This is a genomic window from Rugamonas brunnea (assembly GCF_014042345.1).
Classification (GTDB): Bacteria; Pseudomonadota; Gammaproteobacteria; order Burkholderiales; family Burkholderiaceae_D; genus Rugamonas; species Rugamonas brunnea.
The window spans coordinates 65,317-85,832 of sequence record NZ_JACEZT010000014.1 but is presented as its reverse complement, the minus strand read 5'-3'; the positions used below and the strand labels follow the sequence as shown (position 1 = coordinate 85,832).

The window sequence follows — 20,516 nt, the reverse complement described above, 5'->3', positions numbered from 1 at the left end:
TTCCTAAAACCGGGGACGGTGCCCAATTTTCAAGCATAATTGCTGGGAAATTGGGAGCCGTCCCCGGTTTTCGCATTTTGGGAGCCGCTCAGCACGTCCGGCGATTCTTTGGTATATTGGCCTCCCTAGTTAGTCCTAACACGTACTATTTTCTGGATCGCCCATGCAACGCTATACCAAACCCGCCATGCTGCTGCACTGGCTGACCGCCATCCTCATCATCGCCGCCTTCTTCCTCGGCCTGACGATGACGGAAATCCACGGCATCACCCCCACCAAACTCAAGTACTACTCCTGGCATAAGTGGCTGGGCGTGACGGTGCTGCTGGTCGCCTGCGTGCGCGTGCTGTGGCGCAAGGCCAATACGCCGCCACCACCACCGGCCGGCATGCCGGAATGGCAAGTCAAGGCCGCCGACGGCGTGCACTACCTGCTGTACTTCCTGATCTTCGCCGTGCCCGTTTCCGGCTACCTGTACAGCTGCGCGGCCGGCGTGCCCGTGGTCTACCTGGGGCTGGTGCAACTGCCCTCGCTGATCGCGCCCAACCCGGAGCTTAAGCCTGTCTTAAAAAGCGTCCATTATGTTCTCACCATGACCATGGCCGGCGTCGTCGTGCTGCATGCATTGGCCGCGCTCAAGCACCACTTCATCGACCGCGACGATGTGCTCAAGCGCATGCTGCCTTGATCGCCCTTCCATCCGACACCCCACACAGGAGTTAGTTGTTATGAAAAAAACCGCACTCGTTTCCCTGCTTGGCCTGGCGCTCGCCGCCAGCGCCGGCGCCGCCGTGCTCAAGACCGATGCCGCCAAGAGCACCGTGACGGCCACCTTCAAGCAGATGAACGTGCCGGTCGAATCGCCGTTCAAGAAGTTCGACGCCGCCATCGACTACAACCCGTCCGCGCCCGACGCGGCCAAGGCCACCGTCAACGTGGACACGGCCAGCCTGGATCTGGGCGAGGCCGACATGAACAAGGAAGTGGCGAAAAAGGAGTGGTTCAATTCGGCCCAGTTCCCGAAAGCGAGCTTCGTCTCCACCGGCATCAAGAGCGCCGGCGCGGGCAAGCTGACCGTGACGGGCAAGCTGACCATCAAGGGCAAGGTCGCCGACGTCACCTTCCCGCTGTCCGTCAAGACGGAAGGCGGCAAGCAGGTGTTCGACGGCGCGCTGCCCATCAAGCGCCTGGCCTACAATATCGGTGAAGGCGAGTGGAAAGACACCAGCATGGTGGCCGATGAAGTCACCATCAAGTTTCACGTCGTCGCTGGCCAGTAGTTCATTCATTAACTCGTACCGGAGTACCGTTTCATGAAATTGCAGATCCTGATCGCCAGCGTGCTGGCCGCGTCCACCGCCTCCGCCGTCGCCGCCACCTACAACATCGATCCAAGCCACACCTACCCCAGCTTCGAGGCCGACCACATGGGCCTGTCCGTCTGGCGCGGCAAGTTCGACAAGACCAGCGGCACCGTCACGCTGGACCGCGCCGCCAAGACCGGCGCCATGGACATCACCATCGACGCCGCCTCGATCGACTTCGGTTTCGAGAAGATGAACACGCACGCCAAGTCGCCAGACATGTTCAACGTGGAGAAATTCCCCACTGTGACCTACAAGAGCAAGTCGTTCAAGTTCAACGGCGACACGCTGGTGGGCGTGGACGGCGAGCTGACCATGCTGGGCGTGACCAAGCCGGTATCGCTGACGGTCAACAAGTTCAAGTGCATCATGCACCCGCGCTTCAAGCGTGAAGTGTGCGGCGCCGACGCCACGGCCGAATTCAAGCGCACCGATTTCGGCCTGAACATCGCCACCCCGGCCTTCTCGCCGGAAGTGAAGCTGGCGATCCAGGTCGAAGCCATCAAGTCCGAGTAAGCGGACCAACAGCGCGCACCGCCAGCGCCGCACACGCGGCGCGCGTTCGCCACCGCCCCCGCTGGGCCGGCATGCCGGTATCAGCGGGGGCGTTTTCATTTGTACCCCGGTCACTCGCGCCAGTCGTAGTCCATCTGGCGCGCCGTCTCCAACGCCAACGCGCGCCCCGCCAGCCGCTCCACCAGGTGCAGCGACATATCAATGCCGGCCGAGATGCCGCCCGACGTCACGATATCGCCCGCATCAATCCAGCGCCGCTCCTCGCAGACCCGCACCTGCGGGAACAACGCGCGCAATTGAGCAATATCGGCCCAATGCGTGGTCGCCTGGCGGCCATTCAACAATCCGGCCTGCGCCAGCAGCAGGGCGCCGGTGCAGACGGAGGCCACCAGTTCGCATTGGCCGGCCATGCCGGCGATCCATCTGATGACGTCGGGCTTGTCCAGTTCCGCCGTCACCTCGCCGCCCGGCACAATCAATATGTCGATGGCAGGGCCATCGTCAAACTGCGCCTCGGGAAAGACGCTCAATCCGGCCCGCGCGCGCAACATGGCCTCATGGCGGCCTATCGTCACCACCCTGAACGGCGCTGGTGTGCGAGGCGCCAGCCTGGCGCTGACCCGCGTAGCGCAGGTAAACACTTCGTATGGCCCGGCGAAATCGAGCACTTCAACGTCGTCGAAGACAAAGATGCCGATGGTGCGTGTCATGCGGGCTCCCGTGGTTGAATGGGTCCATTGTCGCGCCTGATCCGTTGACATAAATGACAATAAAGGATGAATATCTGCCATCATGAAAAAGACACAAACTGCACTCGCCGCAGCGCCGGCGCGCGCCGGCGCCGGCGCAGGCGCAAGCACGGCCACCGACGTATGGGTACTCGTGTTCCCCGGCTTCCTTCTGCTCGACGCCAGCGGCCCGATCCAGGTCTTCTCCAGCGCGAACGACGAGGCGCGCGACGCGGGCCTGCCCCCGCCTTACCGCATTCACCTGATCACGCCGGGCGGCGGCGCGGTCGCCTCGTCGGCCGGCGTCAGCATGCTGGCTGGTCCGCTGCCGCGCCGCAGCCTGGCCGGCGCTACGCTCATTGTGGCGGGCGGCCAGGGCTTGCATCTGCCGCCATATGCAGACGTGCGCGCCACGGCAGCGCCAGGCGACGCCGTCCTGCGCTGGATCGCGCGCACCAGCGACAAACTGGCGCGCTGCTGTGCCGTCTGCACCGGCGCCTTCGTGCTGGCGCGTGCCGGCCTGCTGGACCAGCGCCGCGCCGTCACGCACTGGCAAGACGTGGCGCAACTGCGCGCCCAGCATCCGGGCGTGCTGGTGCAGGACGACGCGATCTACGTCAGGGACGGCAAGTTCTACACCTCAGCCGGCATCAGCGCCGGCATGGACCTGGCGCTAGGACTGGTCGAAGAGGATCTGGGCCACGCGGCGGCGCTGAGCGTGGCCAAGCGGCTGGTGCTGTTCCTGAAGCGTCCCGGCGGGCAACGCCAGTTCAGCACCGAGTTGCTGGCGCAAGCGCAGCCGCAAGGTGTGAGCGCGCAGTTGACGGCGTGGCTTCGTCCTCGCCTGAGGCAGCAGATGGACATCGAACAGATGGCCGCTGCCTGCGCGATGTCGGTGCGAACATTGCACCGCAAGCTACGCCAGGAAGCCGATCTCACACCTGCCCAGCTGCTGGCGCGGTTGCGCATGGAACTGGCCTGCGACCTACTGGAGAGGCGCGGCATGACGATCAAACAGGCCGCGCGCCAGAGCGGCTACGGCACGGAATACAACCTGCGGCGCGCATTCGCCGCGCACTTCGGCGTGCTGCCCAGTGAATACCAATCCCGCTTCGGTTGTAAGCGAATGTAAGACTCGGTAAGAGGTTGTAATCCCCGTCAACTGGAGCGTGGCGGGCCCCGTTTTCTGCTCAATGACACGGGAATTGTCCCGGCGCAGAAACCAGAAAAGGATTACACATCATGACCAAGATTATCGCTTCCCTGATCGCCGGCCTGTTCGCAACCGCAGCCTTCGCACAAACGCCAGCCGCCACCCCTGCCGCCTCCAGCGCACCGGTCGCCGTGAAAGCTGAAGCTAAAGACAGCAAGGCCGCCGTCAAAGCCGACGTCAAGGAAACCAAGGTCGCAGCCAAGACCGAAGCCAAAGCCGACGTGAAGGCCGCCAAAACGGAAGCCAAGAGCGTCAAGGCTGAAGCCAAGACCGAGGTGAAGGCAGACGCCAAGGCCGAAAAGACCAATGAAGCCAAAGAACACAAGAAAGGTGAAGAAGGCAAGACCAAGGCCGCCGCCGAAGCCGGCAAGGTCGCAGGCAAAGAAGTCGCCGTCACCAAATAAGTACCAGTCAGCAGCACCAGATTTGCAGTAAGCGCAGCACCCAACCCAAACAACTGTTTAAAGGAATACTGAAATGAGCAAAATCGTCGCCGCCCTGATCGCTACCCTGTTCGCCACCGCCGCTTTCGCCCAGGCGCCGGCTCCTGCCGCCAACGCCACGACGGCCAGCAGCGCGCCGGTCGCCGCCAAGGTCGCCGCCACCGACACCAAGGCCGCCGTCAAGACCGAAGCCAAGGAAACCAAGGCGACTCCAGCCGCCGAGGAAGGTGCCAAGCCAGTGGCCAAGCACGCCAAGGTGAAGAAGCACCACAAGGCAGTGAAAGTGGCCAAGGCCGACACCAAGGACGCCGCCAAGACCACCGAGCCGGCAGCGCCCGTAGCGAAATAATCGCCGCAACGCCGTAACACAGAAGGACAGGGTTGACGCCCTGTCCTTTTTTTCGTTCCTCCCTTTGATCTGGCGCGGCCCCTGGTCGACCACAAAGACTACGATGAACCATCTTCCCGCTATCACCCTCAGCTTGCCAATCCCATCCAACCTGGATATATTTAATGAAGGCGACGTTTTGGGAGCTGCCCTCTTTCGCGCGCCGCCGGGAGCACTATCTCGACGACAATGAATATCGCGCACTGCAAATTGAACTGATGCGATTTCCCGCTAAGGGTGTACTCATCCAGGGTTCCGGCGGCTTGAGAAAACTGCGCTATGGAGATGTCGCACACGGCAAGGGCAAACGCGGTGGCCTGCGCATCATTTATTTTTGGCGCGAAAACGCCGCGCAATTCTGGCTGTTCACGCTGTATGGCAAAGACGAAGTCGTCGACCTCACATCGGCACAACTGCAAATACTGCGCACTAGGCTGCAGCAGGAGTTACAAGCCAGGAGCCATGAAAAATGACTAAACGGATACTCTTCGACGAACTCTTGGAAGGCTTCGACGCGCTGGATGGGGCGCGCAACGGCAAACTCACACTCAAGCAAGTCACGCTTGAGTATCAACCGATGCCCAAAATGACGGCGGCCGAGGTAACACAATTGCGGCACAAACTTAACTTGTCCCAACAAGTATTCGCGCGTCGGCTGCGCACCGAAGCACGAACCATCGCCAACTGGGAGCAAGGCGTTTCCGCTCCGAACGCGCAGGCGGCCATCCTGCTCAAATTGGTCGACAAATATCCTCAACTGCTCGACGAAATCGCCGCCCTGTAGCACGCCGCGCCAGGAGTGGCGCGTCAATTATCCGGTTGACGAACGGACAGGCACTGCCGATACTCACGGTCGCCGCACGCCACCCAATTCGCGCGGCGCCCATCAACGTCCAACCCGGAAACCGTATGAACAAATCTGTCATCGCGCTCGCCATCCTGAGCGCCACCGCAGCCCATGCCGACGAAGGCATGTGGATGCCCCAGCAGCTGCCACAAGTAGCCAAGGAACTGAAAGCGGCCGGCCTCAAGCTCGACCCGGCCACCCTCACCAAACTGACCGAATTCCCCATGGGCGCCATCGTCAGCCTGGGCGGCTGCTCGGCCTCGTTCGTGTCGCCGCAAGGCCTGGTCGCCACCAACCACCACTGCGTGTACGGCAGCGTGGCCCACAACTCCACGCCGCAGCGCGACCTGCTGGCCAACGGCTTCCTGGCAAAAACTCTGGACGAGGAACTGCCCGCCGCACCAGGCTCGCGCATCTACGTGACCAAGGAAGTGCGCAACGTCACGGCCAAGATCATCAACGCCGACGTGGCCAAGCTGACCGGCAAAAAGCGCAGCGACGCCATCGAGAACAACCAGAAAGCCATGGTCGCCGCCTGCGAGCAGGACGCCGGCCACCGCTGCACCGTGTCGTCCTATTACGGCGGCCTGGAGTTCTACCTGATCAAACAACTGGAAATCCGCGACGTGCGCCTGGTGCACGCGCCACCGGCCGGCGTGGGCAAATTCGGCGGCGACACCGACAACTGGATGTGGCCGCGCCACACGGGCGACTACGGCTTCTACCGCGCCTACGTCAGCAAGGACGGCAAGGCCGCCGACTACAGCAAGGACAACGTGCCCTACCTGCCGCAGCACTTCCTCAAGCTGGCCAAGGAAGGCGTGAAGGAAGGCGACTATGTGATGGCGCTGGGCTACCCCGGCCGCACCAACCGCCACCGCCTGCCTTCGGAGGTGGCGTTCACCTTCGGCTGGAGCTACCCGGCCTACGTCAAGATGTCGGGCGAGAACCTGGCCATCATCGCGGCGGAAACGAAGGACAACAAGGACACGGCGCTGAAATACGCGGCGCAGGTGGCCAGCACCAACAACTACTACAAGAACCGCCAGGGCATGCTGGACTCCTACGCCGGCAGCGACATCCTGGCCCGCAAGACGGCCGAACATGAAGCGCTCAAGGCATGGGTCAACGCCGACCCGGCCCGCAAGCAGGAGTACGCCGCCGGCATCGCGCGCGTGGAGCAACTGATGGCCCAGCGCGACGCGCAAACCAAGCGCGACTTCTTCCTCGGCTACGCCCATCCGCGCCTGCTCAACACGGCCCGCACGCTGTACCGTCTGGCCAACGAGAGCGCCAAGCCGGACGCCGAACGCAAGGCCGGCTTCCAGCAGCGCGACCTGCCGCGCATCCAGGCCAGCGTGGCCGCCCTCGTGCGCAACTACGACGAGCGGGTCGACAAGGCGCTGGTGCTGCACGCGCTGACCAAGTATGCGGCCCAGCCCCAGGCTGAACGCAACGCCGCCTACGACGCCGTGCTGGGCATCCACGACGGCATGAGCGAAGCCGAGCTGCGCGCCGCACTCGATACGCTGTACGCCGGCAGCAAACTCGGTGACGCCGCCGAACGCGCCGCCTGGCTGACCCGCACGCCGACCGAGTTCCAGGCCAGCACGGACAGCTTCATCAAGGCCGCCGTAGCCATGTACGGCCCCGGCCTGCAGGATGAAGCGAAGGACGAGGAATTGGGCGGCAACATCCAGCAAGCCTACGCCACCTACATGAAGGCCAAGATCGCCCACATGCACAGCAAGGGCCAGGCCGTGTACCCGGACGCCAACGGCACCCTGCGCGTGACGTTCGGCCGCATCGCCGGCCGCGACCACGGCGCCGACGGCACCGCGTGGACCGCCTTCACCACCGTCAACGGCGTGCTGGCCAAGGCCACCGGCAAGGGCGAGTTCAACGCCCCGGCGGCGCAACTGGCGGCCATCAAGGCCAAGGACTTCGGCCAATACGCCGATCCCAAGCTGAAGACGGTGCCGGTGGACTTCCTGGCCACGCTCGACATCACGGGCGGCAATTCCGGCTCGGCCGCGCTGAACGCCAAGGGCGAGTGGATCGGCTTGGCCTTCGACGGCACGCTCGATTCCATCATCTCGGACTGGGATTACAACAAGGCCAACACCCGCGACATCCAGGTCGACCTGCGCTACATCCTGTGGAACATGAAGCACGTGGACCACGCCGACAACCTGCTCAAGGAGATGCACGCCGAATAAACCCGGCCCCGCTCCGAGATCGCGCCATGGGGGCGGGCCGCCGGCCCGCCCCCGTTTTTTTCGTCCAGCGACATACGATTGCCAAATGCGCTACATTTAAGGTCTGTTCCCCCCTCTGTTCAACCCACTGAGAAGGAGTTGTGATGACCGCGAAGAAAATTGGCATTCTGGTAGGTAGCCTGCGCAAGGATTCCTATACCCGCAAGGTGGCGCAAGCGCTGGTGTCGCTGGCGCCGTCCACGCTGACGTTCGAATTCATCGACATCGGCGAGCTCCCTCTCTACAACCAGGACCTGGAGGAAAACGGCGCCGTGGCGCCGGCCGCCTGGACCGCCTTCCGCCAGCGCGTGCAGGGCTGCGACGGCGTCCTGTTCTTCACCCCCGAATACAACCGCTCGGTGCCGGCCGCGCTGAAGAACGCCATCGACGTGGGCTCGCGCCCCTACGGCAGCAGCGTCTGGGGCGGCAAGCCGGGCGCCATCCTGAGCGTGTCGCCGGGCGCCATCGGCGGCTTCGGGGCCAACCACCACCTGCGCCAGTCGATGGTGTTCCTGGACGTGCCCTTGCTGCAGCAGCCGGAGGCCTACATCGGCGGCGCGGCCAAGCTGTTCGACGATAGCGGCAAGCTGGCCAACGAAGGCACGCAACAGTTCCTGCAAAAGTTCGCCGCCGCCTACGCGCATTGGGTGGACACCAACGCGCGGCCAGCGAACGCCTGACCGCCGCGCCGGCGCGCCGCCCACCCTGCGGTGGCGCGCGCGCCAGTCCGCCACCTTAGCGCCGCACCAGCGCGAACGGATAGCGGCCACCGGGCGCCGCGACCGGCACGAACAACGCACGTTCGCCGGCGCGGCGCAGCAGCACCATCGGGTGGCCGTCGCCGTCCGGCGCCAGCACCCATTCCGCGCCCGGCAAACGCTGGGGCAACGCAGCCAGTTCTCCGGCCGTCAACGGCGTGCCGCTGACGTAGATGCGGCTGGTGGCGTGGAAGGTGCCTATCTCCAGCATAAAGCCCGCCGTAGCCGCCATACCTGGCCCGCCGGGCATCGCGGTTACCCGCAAACGCGCCTGCCCCTTGCGCAGGTAGAGCGTGTCCCACACCCGCATGGGATGGCCGGCAGTCGCCCTCTCCGTCTCCGCCTGCGGCCCCGTCGCGGGCGGCTGCGCGTACACCAGCGGCACGGCGCGCGCGGCGCCGGCCGGAATGCCGGACACCGGGACCGCGCCCGGCGGCAGCACGGCCAGATCGGCCGGGTCGGTCTGCCCGGCCTGCCCTGTTTGCCCTGCCTGCCCGCTCCGCCCTGCCTGCCCGAGCCAGCCGTCCTGTCCCGCCAACGCCACCGTCAGGCCATAACAGCGTATCGTCGCCCGCCCATCCGGCGCCAGCGCGATACTGCCCCCATCCGGCGTCGCCCCGCCGTGGCGCGCGGCCGGCAGCTCCAGCACATAGCGCGGCCCGATCTGGGCCAGCCCCACCCGGCAGCCCAGCGCCAGCAGCGCCACCACGCACACCAGCCGCCATCCATACCAGCCGCCCATCGCATCCTCCGCGCGTCACGACGAAAAGCCAGTAATAGCACCGCCGCGACAGCCGGCATTTGAAGCAGCGCAAGCACCATCGGCCCAGGTGGACGGCACGCTGTCGCCGCTCAAAAATCAGGCACGAATGATACAATTCCGCCCTCGGCGCCGTGCTTACCCAGCGCGCGCGTGTTGAACAACCACCCTCTGAGATCCAGACGCCATGCACCCAGCCATGCCCACGCCTTACGAAAAAGGCAACCATAACCAGACCACCGAGTGGAGCGAATGCATCGCCTTCTACCAGGAGCTGGCCCAGCGCTTCCCGCAAGTTCTGCGGTTCGAGCAGATCGGCGTGTCCGATGGCGGGGTGCCGGTGCATGCGGGCGTGGTCAGCGCCGACGGCGTGTTCGACCGCGAACAGATCAAGCGTGAAGGCCGCCCCGTCTTCTTCAACAACAACGGCATCCACCCGGGCGAACCGGAGGGCGTGGACGGCTGCATGGCCATGGTGCGCGACCTGTGCTTCGAGCCGGCCAAACTGGCCGCGCTGGGCCGCACGGTGCTGCTGTTCGTCCCCGTCTACAACGTGGACGGTTGCCTGAACCGCGCCAACACCTCGCGCGTGAACCAGGACGGTCCGGAGCAATTCGGCTTCCGTGGCAACAGCCGCCACCTGGACCTGAACCGCGACTTCATCAAGTGCGACACCCTCAACGCTCGCCTGTTCAACGAACTGCTCACCAGCTGGGACCCGGACGTGATGGTCGACACCCACACCTCCAACGGCGCCGACTATCCGTACACGATGACGCTGATCCATACCCAGGCCGACAAGCTGGGCGGCGAACTGGGCGCCTTCCTGCGCCACACCATGCTGCCCCACATCTACGCCCAGATGGACGCGCGCGGCTGGCCCACCTGCCCCTACGTGAACCCGGTCAAGGACAGCCCGGACGAAGGCATTGCCGAATTCCTCGAAGTGCCGCGCTTCTCGACCGGCTTCGCGGCCCTGCACCACGTGATCGGCTTCATGCCCGAGACGCACATGCTCAAGCCTTTCGCCGACCGCTACGAATCGATGCGCGCGCTGGTGGACGTGACGCTGGCCTTCACCGTCGCCCACGGTGAGCAGATCCGCGCGCTGCGCGCCGCCGCGCGCGCGCAGGACCGCCGCCGCAGCCACTGGCCCGTGACGTGGAAGATGGATGAGCAAAACCCCTCCACCTTCCGCTTCAAGGGCTACGCGGCCAAGCGCAGTCCCAGCCTGCTGGGTAACTACCAGCGCCTGTGGTACGACCGCAGCCAGCCATGGGAACAGGACATCGCCTACTTCAACCACTTCCCGGCCGACGTCACCGTACGCGCGCCCAAGGCCTACATCGTGCCGCAGGCGTGGCGCGAAGCGATCGAGCGCCTGCAGTGGAACGGCGTGCAGATGCGCCGCCTGGAAACGGCCACCACCTTCGAAGCGCAGTACTACCACATCGTGTCCGTGAGCTCACGCCCGCACGCCTACGAAGGCCACATGTTCCACGACGAGGTGCAGGTGGAAGCGCGGCAAGGCCGCTTCACCGCGCAGCCGGGCGACTACTACATTGCGCTCGACCAGGACAACGCCCGCTACGCCGTCGAAACGCTGGAACCGCAGGCGCACGACAGCTTCTTCCGCTGGGGTTTCTTCAACAGCGTGCTGGAAAAGAAGGAAGCCTATTCGGACTATGTGTTCGAAGACCTGGCCCTGCACATGCTGGAAACGGAACCCGCCTTGAAAGCGAAGTTCGAGGCATGGAAAGCTGCCAACCCGGCCCTGCTGACCGACCAGGCCAAGGTGCTGGACTTCATCTTCGAACACGGCCAGCGCCACGCGGAGCCGGAATGGCGCCGCTACCCCGTGCTGTCCATCTTCTGATGCAAGGCCGGCCCGCCGCCAGACGGGCCTGGCCAGGTTTACCCCACACCCGTCCCGCCCACGCAGGACGCCGCCGCGCCGTCTGCATTGACGACGCGGCATTCCACGCCAGCGCCGGCGATCCCGGCGCGCGCGTGACACGTGCGGCGCGCCCACCGGCGCAGCCGCGTAGCTCACAAGTACCGACTCCAGACCACTGGACCGCCGTTGCCCACAAGGTCACCGACATGCATTACGCACTCAACCTGCGCACATTTTTCTACAGCCATTACTTCCACCTGGGGCTGCGCTTCGCCGCCGGGCTGGTGGGCGTCACCCTCGTCACGCTGCAATTCGCCGGCATGGCCACCGCCATGACGGTCTGCATCGGCGCCCTGTGCACGGCCCTGATGGACATGCCCAGCCCCCTGCGCCACAAGTTCAACGAGATGTCGGCCTCGGTGCTGCTGTGCAGCGCCGTCACGCTGCTCATCAGCCTGTGCGGCCCGGTGCGCTGGCTGCTGATGACAATGCTGGTTCTGGTCAGCTTCATGGCCTGCATGATGGTGGTGTATGGGAAGAAGTCGATGCCGCTGCAACTGGCCACGCTGTTCATCATGACCATGTCGATGGAACACGACATGACGGCGCGCGAATCGTTCATCCACGCCGGCCTGTTCACGCTGGGCGCAGTGACCTACCTGGGATACTCGATGGCCGTGTCCTGGCTGCTGCGCCACCGCATCAAGCAGCAGGTGCTGGCCGAAGCGCTGTTCGAGCTGGCGGCCTACATCGACATCAAGGCCGACTTCTACGACACGCGCTACAACCTCTCGGAGCAGTTCAACAAGCTGGTGCGCCACCAAAGCCTGCTGGCCGATCGCCAGCAAGCGTCGCGCGACCTGATCCTGCGCAGCCACCAGGACAGCAAGGACGCCATCGTGGTGCAGGTCCACGTCTGCATGCTGGACCTGTATGAGCTGATCCTGTCCACCCACACCGACTATGCCCAGTTGCGCGCCCACCTGGCCGATTCGCCGGTGCTGAAAACGCTGCACGACCTGGCGTGGAAGGCGGCGCGCGACATCGAATCGGCGGCCTATGCCATCACCCGCAAGCGCGCCTCGTATCAGCACGTGAACTACGACGCGGAACTGGCCGCGGTGGAGGACGAACTGCGCGCCCTGCAGCGCAAGGTAGACGAGGGCAAGCCGGCGCAGGAAGCGCTGGCCGTGCTGCGCGCCCAGCGCAACAAGATCAAGGCCATCCTGCACATGATCGGCCAGCTGCACCTGGCCAGCCAGAAGGCCTACGACAGCACGCCGTTCTGGAGCGACGCCGACATGGGTCCCTTCCTGTCGCAGCAAAAGTACGAATTCAAGATGATCCTGTCGCACCTGCGCTGGGACTCGCCCATCTTCCGCTTTTCGCTGCGGGTGGCGATGGCGATCTCGGTCGGCCTGCTGGTGGGCGCGCACCTGCCCTACGCGGCCCACAGCTACTGGATCGTGCTCACCATCGTCATCATCCTCAAGCCCAGCTTCAGCATGACGCGCCAGCGCCGCAGCGACCGCATCGTCGGCACCGTGATCGGCTGCGTGATAACAGCCCTCATCATCCGCTACCTGAACTACCCGGCCGCCATCCTGGCCTTCCTGATCCTGTCCACGGTGGCCACGCCCACCTTCATCTACCTGCGCTACCGCTACGCCGCCATCACCGTCAGCGTGATGATCCTGCTGCAGATGCACCTGCTGGCGCCCGGCAACCACAACCTGATCGTGGAGCGGCTGGTCGATACCATCATCGGCGCCGCCGTGGCCACGGCGTTCAGCTTCGTGCTGGCCAACTGGGAATACCAAAGCCTGCCGCGCCTGATCCGCCAGGTGCTGGACGCGAACCTGCGCTACATGCAGGCCGCGTTCGACCTGTTGCAGGGCAAGGGCCGGGACGACTTCGCCTACCGCATCGAACGCAAGCGCCTGATGGACAGCCTGGCCGCGCTCAGCGCCGCGCTGGTGCGCATGCTCGACGAACCGGCCAGCAAACAGCGCGCCGTGGAGGACATCAACCTCTTCATCGTGCAGAACTACCTGCTGGTGGCGCACGTGGCGGCGCTGCGCGCCATCCTGCGCCGCCACGGCGCGGAACTGCCGGCGGCGGCCGTCAACGCGAAGCTGCGCGACAGCCACCGCGACGTGGTGGCCATCCTGGTCGCGGCGCTGGCCCAGCACGGCCACCCCGGCGCCAATACCAGCGTGGACCGCGCGCCGGCGGCCGGTGGCGATGGCGAGCGTGCCGCGCCGGCCGTTCCCTGGTCCGGCTGGCCGCTGGTGCAACGGCGCATCCGCCTGCTGCAAGCCGACGCCGCCAAAATCATCGTCCACAGCGAAGCGATCGTGCGCGACGTGGCGTGAGGCGACCAGCAGGCGACTAGCAGGCGGCCAGCCAATTCAGTCCATTTGGACTATAGGGTGATCAATTCAGCAATGATATTCTGCAAACAAATTTTTTGCCCGCGCCCTTCCTGGCCGGGCCCGTCCAGTATCTTGCGGAGAAAGCCATGCATCCCCTGTTCAAAACCACGCTGTCAGCCGGCCTGCTCGCCCTGTCGCTGAGCGCACACGCTGCGAAAACCAACATCGACTTCGACAACTTCGACCTGCACGGCGAGGACAACCTCTCCATCTACAATGGCTACGCCGGTCTGAACTGGAACAACTTCGGCGTGGTCAAAGGCGGCGGTGATTCGTTCGCCGGCACCGGCTACGATTACGGCACGGTGACGGGCATGAACGCGGCCTTCAACCAACGGGGCGACGATGCCTCCTTCTCCAGCGCCTCCACCTTTAATCTGTACACGATGTTCCTGACGGCCGCCTGGACGCCAGGCACCGTGGAATTCTACGGCTACCACGGCAACACCCTGACCCAGCAAATGGTCGTCAACACCAGCCCGACTTCGCCCGTCCTCGTGCATTTCAACTGGAGCGGCATCGACCAGGTCCGCATGCACGTCCAGGGCTTTCAATTCGGCCGGCAGCAAGTGATCGACAACCTCAAACTCGAATTCACTGCCGCGCCGCCGGCGCCGCTGCCCGTGCCCGAGCCGGAAACGTATGCGATGCTGCTGGCAGGCCTGGGCCTGGTCGGCTACGCCAAGCGCCGCAAGGTCGCCAGCCGCGTCTGAAAAGACTGCCGCCCGGCCAATGCCGGCCGGGCATAACGGCGCGCGCTTGAAACGTGCGCGCGCCGCCATTATCATCGCAGGCACTGTTCGTTCAAACTGCACTTGCGATGTCTGAAGCCTGCCAGCATTGCGGCGCCTGCTGCGCCGCCTTTCGCGTCTCGTTCTACTGGGCCGAAACGGATGCCCATCCGGAAGGCAGCGTGCCGCACGGCTTGACCGTGCCCGTCTCGCCCCACCACGCCGCCATGCGCGGCACCGAGCGCGTGCCCGTGCGCTGCGTGGCGCTGGAGGGCGAGGTGGGCCGTTCGGTGGCGTGCTCGATCTACGCCCAGCGCTCGTCCACCTGCCGCGAGTTCGACGCCGGCACCCAGCGCTGCAACGACGCCCGCGCCCGGCACGGTCTGCCGCCGTTGTAGCCGCTGCGCGCCTAGGGGTGGCCACGATGGCATGCCCTGCACGCCGTGCCGATCGCTGCTACCATGGCCTGATGAGTTCATCCAACCATCTTCCTCTGAGCGGCCGCGATCTGCTGGCCGCGTTATGCGTCGTACTAATCTGGGGCACCAACTTCATCGCCATGAAAGTGGGCCTGCGCTCCCTCACCCCGTTCCAGCTGGGCGCCGGCCGCTACCTGTTCGCCGTGCTGCCGCTGATCCTGTTCATCCGTCCGCCACGCCTGCCGGCGCGCTGGGTCGTACTGTATGGACTGTGCCAGGGCGTGGGCCAGTTCGGCCTGCTGTTCCTGTCGCTCAAGGTCGGCATGTCGGCCGCGTTGGCGTCCGTGCTGCTGCAGACCCAGGTCTTCTTCACCGCCTTCTTCGGCTTCGTCCTGCTGGGCGAGCACGCCAGCCGCGCCCTGCAAGGCGGCCTGCTACTGGCCGCATTAGGGCTGGCCTGCTTCGGCGCCAACTATCTCGCACCAGGGCAGGCCGGCGCCACCACGGCCGGCGGCTTCGCGCTGTGCCTGGGGGCGGCGGCCATGTGGGCCGCCTCCAATATCGTCGTGCGCCGCGCCCAGAAAGCCACGCCGCAATTCGACGTGGTGGCGTTCATGGTGTGGAGCAGCACGGTGCCGATGCTGCCGTTCGTGGCGCTGTCGCTGGCCTTCGACGATCCGGCAACGCGCTGGCAGTGGCTGGCCGCGCCGGCCGGCACGTGGGTGTCGCTGGCCTACCTGGGCTGGATGGCCACGGTGCTGGCCTACGCCCTGTGGACCGGCCTGCTCAAGCGCCATCCCGTCAACCGGGTGGCGCCGTTCAGCCTGGGTGTGCCCGTGGTGGGCATCAGCGCCGGCATGCTGGTGCTGGGCGACCGGATCACCGGCTGGCAGTGGACCGGCACGGCGCTGATCGTCGCGGCGCTGGCGTGCGTGATGTTCGGCGGCCGCTGGCTGAACCGGGCCATCCGCGCCTGAAAAAGGCGCGCAGTCTCAAGCTAAACACACGCAGGCTGAACACACCCAGGCGAAACGGGCTCAGGCGAAGCACACCTGGTTGCGGCCCCCCTCCTTGGCGCGGTACAGCAGCGCATCGGCCTTTTGCAGCATGGCTTCGGCCGTGCCGGCCGCCAAGTCGGCGTACACGCCCATGCTCATCGTCACCTTGAGGCCGGGCTGTACCTCATGCCATGGGAAACCTTCGATCAGGTTGCGCAGCTTGTCGCACAGGGCGGCCGCCTGCGGCAGCGCCGTCTCGGGCAGCGCGATCACGAATTCCTCGCCGCCGTAGCGGGCCACCAGATCCGTCAGCCGCATGTGGCCGCGCAGGATCTCGCCCACCTGGCGCAGCACGGCGTCGCCGGTGGCATGCGAATACTGGTCGTTGATGCGCTTGAAGAAGTCGATGTCGCCGATCACCAGGCTTAGCGGCCGCTTGTGGCGCACGGCCTGGTTGAACAGCGTGGTGGCCTGCTCGTCGAAATGGCGGCGGTTGTACAGCTTGGTGAGCGCATCGCGCACGCTCAGTTCGCGCAACTGGTCGGCCTGTTCCAGAATCGTCTGGTGCGAGGCGCTCAGCTCCTCGTGGCTGCGGGCCAGTTGCTCGCTCATGGCGTTGAAGGCGTTGGCCAGCGCCGCCACCTCATCCTTGCCGTGCACGGGCACGCGTTGCAGCAGCGAGCCGCCGTGCATGGCGCGCACGGCATCCGTCAGGCTGCTCAGCGTGCGGCTCAGGCGTTTGCTCAGCAGCACGCCGAGCACCAGCGCCAGCACGGCCGCCCCCGTCACCCCGGCCAGCAAGGCTTCACGCATGGCCGCCAGATATTGCAATTCTTCCTTGCTGGGAGTGAACACGCCTTCCGGTGAGATATACGCCGCCACCTTGCCCGCCACCATGACGGGTCGCGCATCCTTGCGGGCGGCGTCCGGCAACGGTTCGCCGGGCCGGTACACGCCCGCGCCCAGCAACACCTTGTAATCCTGGTCGGCGACGATGAAATGGAAAGGCGGTTCGTTGCCCGGACGGGGTCCCGGCGGCGGCGGCCGGTTGCCCGGACGGGGGCCGCCCTGGTCGCGGCCACCGGCATCGGGCGGCGGGGGCGGCGGACCGCCATCGTCGCCCGGCATGGGGCGGGGGCGTCCGCCTGGCCCATCGAAGTCCGGCTGGAACCGGGGCCGGCCATCCGGCGGCATGCCCGGTCCGCCTTCATTGGGCGGAAACGGGCGCTCGCCTGGCGGCGGACCCGGTTCGCCATTCGCGGGGCGGGGCGCGTCCGATGGCGCAGTGCGCGCCCCATTCTGCTGCATCGCAACATCCAGACGCTCGGCCGCCTGTGAGCGATGCATGAAGCGCTCGAACGGTTCCGCCGTGGTGGCCGCCTGCCAGCTGCCGTATTGCGTCAGGTAGGCGCTCAGGTATTTGTAGAAGTGGTCGGCCGCCTGCTGGCGCCGTATCACGTCCACCTTTTTATTCATCCCCACGTACGCCAGGCCGCCCACCATTGCCACGGCGGCCAGCCCGCTGAGCAGCAATGCAAGCATAAATCGTATGCGTAAGGACATAGTTCACCCCGTCTTCGTCTTATTGCAAATTGGACAGTAATCATACCCCAGCGCAGTCCCGATCCCAGAGGGAAAACGCGGTGTTGGCCGTGCTTTTTTGTTGCTCGAAAGAATAAAAGAATTACATTACTAAATCAAAGTTATGTGGTTTCTGTATGGATACCATCACGAATCAAAAGTTTGTTTATTACTGAATCAGTCCTATACTGCACTGCAACAACGGACGAAAAGGAGCTAAACATGAGCACTGCACACACCCACCTGAGCTACAACGACTATGCCGCCGGCGGTTACGCCAGCAACGTTGCCCACGCAGCACGCGGCCTGCTGGCCGCCCTGTTCGCGGTCAAACCGCGCGCAGAAGACCAGGCTTTGGAAGAGCAGCGCCATAGTGAGGCGACCTACCTGTCCCGCATGGCCGACGACTACGAGCACATCGCCCCCAACCTGTCGGCCGAACTGCGCTTCATGGCGTCGCGGGGCTGATCATGCAAGTCCTGCCTATGCTTCCCGCCATCCTGGCAACCGTGGGCCTGGTTCTGCGCCTGTATCTTGGTTCTCAATCGGAGTAAAACTATGCTGACCATCATCGAAAATCTGCCTGCCGCCATCGCCCTGTCGGGCCTCGTACTGCGCCTCTACCTGGGCGCCAAGCCCGAGCAGATCGACGCGCAATAAGCGCCAGTGCATAAAAAAAGACCCGGCCGCTCACGCTGCCGGGTCTTTTTTTTTGTGCTGACGAATCAGTTGCGCGGGGCGCCGTTCAGGTGCGAGTTGCGCATACCGTACAGGAAATAAGTCAGCACCGCCGCCGTCATCCAGATCGTGAAGATGGTGAAGGTGGTGCGCGACAGGTCGCGCATGATGTACAGGCAGGCCAGGATGCTCAAACCCGGCACTACATACGGGCCGAACGGCACGCGGAAGCCATCTGCGCCCTTGCCGTTTTCCTTGCGGCGCATCACCGGCACGGCCAGCGAGACGACGATAAAGGCCGTCAGCGTGCCCATGCTGACCATGTCCCACAGGAAAGTCGCGTCCACGAAGCCGGACACCAGCCCCACCACGCTGCACACGATCAGCGTATTGCTCACCGGCGCGGCCGTGCGCGGATTGACGGTCTGGAACGCCTTCGAGATCAGGCCGTCGCGCGAGATGGCGAACAGGATGCGGGTCTGGCCATAAATCGTCACCAGCGTCACGCTGAACACGGAGATGACGGCGCCGGCCGCCAGCACCAGTGCCGGCCAGGTCTTGCCGGTCACGTTCTGCAGGATCACGGCCAGGCCCGCTTCCTGGCCTTCAAACTTGGACGCCGGCTGCGCGCCCAGCGCCGCCACGGCCACCAGCATATAGAACACGGTGACGATGGCCAGCGCGGCCAGGATGCCGATCGGCACGTTGCGGCGCGGGTTGCGCACTTCCTCGCCGGCCGTGGCCACCGTATCGAGGCCGATGAACGAGAAGAACACGGTGCCGGCCGCCGCCGTCACGCCCTTCATGCCGGCGAAGCCCTTGCTGTTGTCGGTATTAAAGAAGGGGAAGAAGTTATGCGAATCGAAACCGGCGAACGCGATCACGACGAAGAAGACGAGGATGGCCAGCTTGATCATCACCATGATGGCGTTGGTGGTGGCCGATTCCTTGGTGCCGCGCAGCAGCAGGAAGCAGCACAGGCACACCAGCATGATGGGCGGCAGGTTGATATGGCCGGGATGGAATTCGATGCCATTCGCGCCGGACACGATCATCGGCGACCGCAGCAAGGATGGGATATGCCAGCCGAACGCGTTGACGAGGAAATTATTCAGATAGTCGGACCAGCCGATCGCCGTGGCGCTGGCCGCCAGCCCATATTCAAGCAACAGGCAGGCCGCCATGATGAAGGCCAGGAATTCGCCCACCGTGGCATAGGCGAACGAATACGAGGAACCGGAGGCGGGGATGCGGAACGACAACTCGGCATAGCACAGCGCCGTCAGGCCGGCCGTGATGGCGGCGATCAGGAACGACAGGATGACGGACGGGCCGGCCTTGGGCACGGCTTCCACCATGGTGAAGAAAATACCGGTGCCGATGGTGGCGCCCACGCCGATCATGGTCAGCGGAAACAGGCCGATCGAACGGTTCAAGCCGCTGCCGGAATTGCCTTGCGTATGCTCAGGGGTGACATCGACCGGCTTGGTACGGGTCAGTTTTTGGCCCAGTGTTTGGTTCACAGGCTATCCTTGTATCGGTTGCAACGGCAGCGCGGGTAACGCTCCGGCGAAATGGTCGGTCAAAAAAACTAAGCGCGATTATAGGGCTTCTTGCCGCCGGCCCCTACAGTAATTTATGTGCATAAGCAGCAACAGAGGGGCCCTGGTCTGGCCCCCCTTTCCCCGCCACGGTTACACATGCTTACTTTTGATACAGCGCAATGTATAGCTTGTAGCGGGCCGGGCCGTTAATCTGGCGTCATGCATTACCCAATGACAACCAGGAGCCCAGACATGGAAAAGATCCCAACCGTAACCCGCCGCATTCACCCCCTGATCGCAGGTGCTGCGATTTCGGTCACCGTGTTGAGCCTGGTGGGCACCGCCGCCATCGCCGGCTGGCTGCCTTCGTCCAAGGCCAAGGGCGACATCAATCCCGCTGCGAACAACGGCATGACGTCCGACCTGGCGCCGGGCCAGACCCAGCAGTTGCCGCCCGCCGCACTCCAGCAGGCGCAGAACGAGCAACCGCAACAACAGCAGCAACAATACCAGCAGCAATACCAGCAGCCGCAGCAACAGCCGGTCGTGCACCACACGGCCCGGGTGCACCACAGCACCCAACTGGCCCAGGCGGACGACTATGACCGCCGCGCCCAGTCGGCGCCGCAGCCTGCACCGGCTCCAGCCCCGGCCAACAGCTCGCCCAACTACGTGGGCATCGGCGCCGGCGCCGTGATCGGCGGCCTGCTGGGCAACCAGGTGGGTGGTGGCCGTGGCCGCACCGCTGCCACCATCGCCGGCGCCATCGGCGGCGGCCTGCTGGGCAACCAGATCCAGGAACAACAGAAACAGCAGCAACGCTGATCCGGGCGGGACCGCCGTCCCGCCACACCACTCACACCAGGGCCGCCGCGCTACATGCCGGCGGCCCTGTCTGTTTTGGCGCTTGCGCCACGCGCTGTGGCGCGGCGCAAGCCGGTCGGGATTCTCAAGGTCG

The 20,516-nt window shown here is 64.8% G+C and carries 21 protein-coding genes; 17 read left to right on the top strand and 4 right to left on the bottom strand.

Annotated elements, in window-relative coordinates:
• Positions 1-163 precede the first annotated feature (163 nt).
• From H3H37_RS19385 to H3H37_RS19375, 3 genes are read left to right on the top strand one after another with little or no spacing between them, the layout of a single operon-like run.
• On the top strand, positions 164-688 hold the full coding sequence (locus tag H3H37_RS19385) for a cytochrome b (protein ID WP_182165579.1): 525 nt from the start codon (positions 164-166) through the stop codon (positions 686-688).
• A 40-nt stretch (positions 689-728) separates the two neighbouring features.
• Entirely contained in the window at positions 729-1,280 is a 552-nt protein-coding gene (locus H3H37_RS19380; protein WP_182165577.1) for a YceI family protein, read from the top strand.
• Between the two features lie 33 nt (positions 1,281-1,313).
• A complete protein-coding gene (locus tag H3H37_RS19375) occupies positions 1,314-1,880 on the top strand; it encodes a YceI family protein (RefSeq protein ID WP_182165575.1) in 567 nt (188 codons plus the stop codon).
• 110 nt (positions 1,881-1,990) lie between these two features.
• Here the strand turns inward: H3H37_RS19375 and H3H37_RS19370 are convergent, their stop codons facing one another.
• Positions 1,991-2,590 (bottom strand): DJ-1/PfpI family protein, encoded by a 600-nt coding sequence (locus H3H37_RS19370; protein ID WP_182165697.1) that lies wholly within the window; start codon positions 2,588-2,590, stop codon positions 1,991-1,993.
• 82 nt (positions 2,591-2,672) lie between these two features.
• On the opposite strand from H3H37_RS19370, the gene H3H37_RS19365 reads away from it, so the two are divergent.
• From H3H37_RS19365 to H3H37_RS19335, 7 genes are all read left to right on the top strand, one after another.
• The gene (locus tag H3H37_RS19365) at positions 2,673-3,740 is read left to right on the top strand and encodes a GlxA family transcriptional regulator (RefSeq protein WP_182165574.1); all 1,068 of its coding nucleotides are present in this window, start codon (positions 2,673-2,675) and stop codon (positions 3,738-3,740) included.
• 110 nt (positions 3,741-3,850) lie between these two features.
• Positions 3,851-4,225, top strand: coding sequence for a hypothetical protein (locus H3H37_RS19360; RefSeq protein ID WP_182165573.1), 375 nt, complete (start codon positions 3,851-3,853; stop codon positions 4,223-4,225).
• A gap of 73 nt (positions 4,226-4,298) precedes the next feature.
• Entirely contained in the window at positions 4,299-4,613 is a 315-nt protein-coding gene (locus H3H37_RS19355) for a hypothetical protein (protein ID WP_182165572.1), read from the top strand.
• A gap of 164 nt (positions 4,614-4,777) precedes the next feature.
• On the top strand, positions 4,778-5,125 hold the full coding sequence (locus H3H37_RS19350; protein WP_182165571.1) for a type II toxin-antitoxin system RelE/ParE family toxin: 348 nt from the start codon (positions 4,778-4,780) through the stop codon (positions 5,123-5,125).
• Positions 5,122-5,436, top strand: coding sequence for a helix-turn-helix domain-containing protein (locus H3H37_RS19345; RefSeq protein WP_182165570.1), 315 nt, complete (start codon positions 5,122-5,124; stop codon positions 5,434-5,436). The genes H3H37_RS19350 and H3H37_RS19345 overlap by 4 nt, the downstream gene beginning before the upstream one ends.
• Positions 5,437-5,561: 125 nt before the next feature.
• A complete protein-coding gene (locus tag H3H37_RS19340) occupies positions 5,562-7,718 on the top strand; it encodes a S46 family peptidase (protein ID WP_182165569.1) in 2,157 nt (718 codons plus the stop codon).
• Positions 7,719-7,861: 143 nt separating this feature from the next.
• Entirely contained in the window at positions 7,862-8,437 is a 576-nt protein-coding gene (locus tag H3H37_RS19335; protein ID WP_182165568.1) for an NADPH-dependent FMN reductase, read from the top strand.
• A 55-nt stretch (positions 8,438-8,492) separates the two neighbouring features.
• On the opposite strand, the gene H3H37_RS19330 is transcribed toward H3H37_RS19335, so the two are convergent.
• Positions 8,493-9,257, bottom strand: coding sequence for a hypothetical protein (locus tag H3H37_RS19330; protein ID WP_182165567.1), 765 nt, complete (start codon positions 9,255-9,257; stop codon positions 8,493-8,495).
• A 205-nt stretch (positions 9,258-9,462) separates the two neighbouring features.
• Here H3H37_RS19330 and H3H37_RS19325 point away from each other — a divergent pair, with 205 nt between their 5' ends.
• From H3H37_RS19325 to H3H37_RS19305, 5 genes are all read left to right on the top strand, one after another.
• Complete coding sequence (locus H3H37_RS19325) at positions 9,463-11,151, top strand: M14 family zinc carboxypeptidase (protein ID WP_182165566.1); 1,689 nt, start codon at positions 9,463-9,465, stop codon at positions 11,149-11,151.
• A 227-nt stretch (positions 11,152-11,378) separates the two neighbouring features.
• The gene (locus H3H37_RS19320; RefSeq protein ID WP_182165565.1) at positions 11,379-13,547 is read left to right on the top strand and encodes an FUSC family protein; all 2,169 of its coding nucleotides are present in this window, start codon (positions 11,379-11,381) and stop codon (positions 13,545-13,547) included.
• 146 nt (positions 13,548-13,693) lie between these two features.
• Positions 13,694-14,320, top strand: a complete 627-nt coding sequence (locus tag H3H37_RS25910; RefSeq protein WP_229218921.1) for a PEP-CTERM sorting domain-containing protein — start codon at positions 13,694-13,696, stop codon at positions 14,318-14,320.
• Between the two features lie 107 nt (positions 14,321-14,427).
• Positions 14,428-14,736: a YkgJ family cysteine cluster protein gene (locus H3H37_RS19310; RefSeq protein WP_182165564.1), complete on the top strand. Its 309-nt coding sequence runs from the start codon at positions 14,428-14,430 to the stop codon at positions 14,734-14,736.
• Positions 14,737-14,807: 71 nt separating this feature from the next.
• The gene (locus H3H37_RS19305) at positions 14,808-15,734 is read left to right on the top strand and encodes an EamA family transporter (protein WP_182165563.1); all 927 of its coding nucleotides are present in this window, start codon (positions 14,808-14,810) and stop codon (positions 15,732-15,734) included.
• 60 nt (positions 15,735-15,794) lie between these two features.
• On the opposite strand, the gene H3H37_RS19300 is transcribed toward H3H37_RS19305, so the two are convergent.
• Positions 15,795-17,297: a GGDEF domain-containing protein gene (locus H3H37_RS19300; RefSeq protein ID WP_229218920.1), complete on the bottom strand. Its 1,503-nt coding sequence runs from the start codon at positions 17,295-17,297 to the stop codon at positions 15,795-15,797.
• Between the two features lie 261 nt (positions 17,298-17,558).
• Here H3H37_RS19300 and H3H37_RS19295 point away from each other — a divergent pair, with 261 nt between their 5' ends.
• Entirely contained in the window at positions 17,559-17,804 is a 246-nt protein-coding gene (locus H3H37_RS19295) for a hypothetical protein (RefSeq protein WP_182165562.1), read from the top strand.
• Between the two features lie 257 nt (positions 17,805-18,061).
• Here the strand turns inward: H3H37_RS19295 and H3H37_RS19290 are convergent, their stop codons facing one another.
• Positions 18,062-19,537, bottom strand: a complete 1,476-nt coding sequence (locus H3H37_RS19290) for an APC family permease (protein WP_182165561.1) — start codon at positions 19,535-19,537, stop codon at positions 18,062-18,064.
• 273 nt (positions 19,538-19,810) lie between these two features.
• On the opposite strand from H3H37_RS19290, the gene H3H37_RS19285 reads away from it, so the two are divergent.
• Positions 19,811-20,383 carry a glycine zipper 2TM domain-containing protein gene (locus H3H37_RS19285; RefSeq protein WP_182165560.1) on the top strand — a complete coding sequence of 191 codons (573 nt, stop codon included), beginning with the start codon at positions 19,811-19,813 and terminating at the stop codon, positions 20,381-20,383.
• The last annotated feature ends 133 nt before the right edge of the window (positions 20,384-20,516 follow it).

Bases quoted from the DNA above. Each gene is read 5' to 3' on its own strand.
- H3H37_RS19310 (WP_182165564.1), top strand. From the start codon at position 14,428: ATGTCTGAAGCCTGCCAGCATTGCGGCGCCTGCTGCGCCGCCTTTCGC.
- H3H37_RS19350 (WP_182165571.1), top strand. From the start codon at position 4,778: ATGAAGGCGACGTTTTGGGAGCTGCCCTCTTTCGCGCGCCGCCGGGAG.
- H3H37_RS19360 (WP_182165573.1), top strand. From the start codon at position 3,851: ATGACCAAGATTATCGCTTCCCTGATCGCCGGCCTGTTCGCAACCGCA.
- H3H37_RS19295 (WP_182165562.1), top strand. From the start codon at position 17,559: ATGAGCACTGCACACACCCACCTGAGCTACAACGACTATGCCGCCGGC.
- H3H37_RS19285 (WP_182165560.1), top strand. From the start codon at position 19,811: ATGGAAAAGATCCCAACCGTAACCCGCCGCATTCACCCCCTGATCGCA.
- H3H37_RS19325 (WP_182165566.1), top strand. From the start codon at position 9,463: ATGCACCCAGCCATGCCCACGCCTTACGAAAAAGGCAACCATAACCAG.
- H3H37_RS19335 (WP_182165568.1), top strand. From the start codon at position 7,862: ATGACCGCGAAGAAAATTGGCATTCTGGTAGGTAGCCTGCGCAAGGAT.
- H3H37_RS19365 (WP_182165574.1), top strand. From the start codon at position 2,673: ATGAAAAAGACACAAACTGCACTCGCCGCAGCGCCGGCGCGCGCCGGC.
- H3H37_RS19375 (WP_182165575.1), top strand. From the start codon at position 1,314: ATGAAATTGCAGATCCTGATCGCCAGCGTGCTGGCCGCGTCCACCGCC.
- H3H37_RS19355 (WP_182165572.1), top strand. From the start codon at position 4,299: ATGAGCAAAATCGTCGCCGCCCTGATCGCTACCCTGTTCGCCACCGCC.
- H3H37_RS19345 (WP_182165570.1), top strand. From the start codon at position 5,122: ATGACTAAACGGATACTCTTCGACGAACTCTTGGAAGGCTTCGACGCG.
- H3H37_RS19380 (WP_182165577.1), top strand. From the start codon at position 729: ATGAAAAAAACCGCACTCGTTTCCCTGCTTGGCCTGGCGCTCGCCGCC.
- H3H37_RS19385 (WP_182165579.1), top strand. From the start codon at position 164: ATGCAACGCTATACCAAACCCGCCATGCTGCTGCACTGGCTGACCGCC.
- H3H37_RS19370 (WP_182165697.1), bottom strand. From the start codon at position 2,590: ATGACACGCACCATCGGCATCTTTGTCTTCGACGACGTTGAAGTGCTC.
- H3H37_RS19305 (WP_182165563.1), top strand. From the start codon at position 14,808: ATGAGTTCATCCAACCATCTTCCTCTGAGCGGCCGCGATCTGCTGGCC.
- H3H37_RS19340 (WP_182165569.1), top strand. From the start codon at position 5,562: ATGAACAAATCTGTCATCGCGCTCGCCATCCTGAGCGCCACCGCAGCC.
- H3H37_RS25910 (WP_229218921.1), top strand. From the start codon at position 13,694: ATGCATCCCCTGTTCAAAACCACGCTGTCAGCCGGCCTGCTCGCCCTG.
- H3H37_RS19320 (WP_182165565.1), top strand. From the start codon at position 11,379: ATGCATTACGCACTCAACCTGCGCACATTTTTCTACAGCCATTACTTC.
- H3H37_RS19300 (WP_229218920.1), bottom strand. From the start codon at position 17,297: ATGCTTGCATTGCTGCTCAGCGGGCTGGCCGCCGTGGCAATGGTGGGC.
- H3H37_RS19330 (WP_182165567.1), bottom strand. From the start codon at position 9,257: ATGGGCGGCTGGTATGGATGGCGGCTGGTGTGCGTGGTGGCGCTGCTG.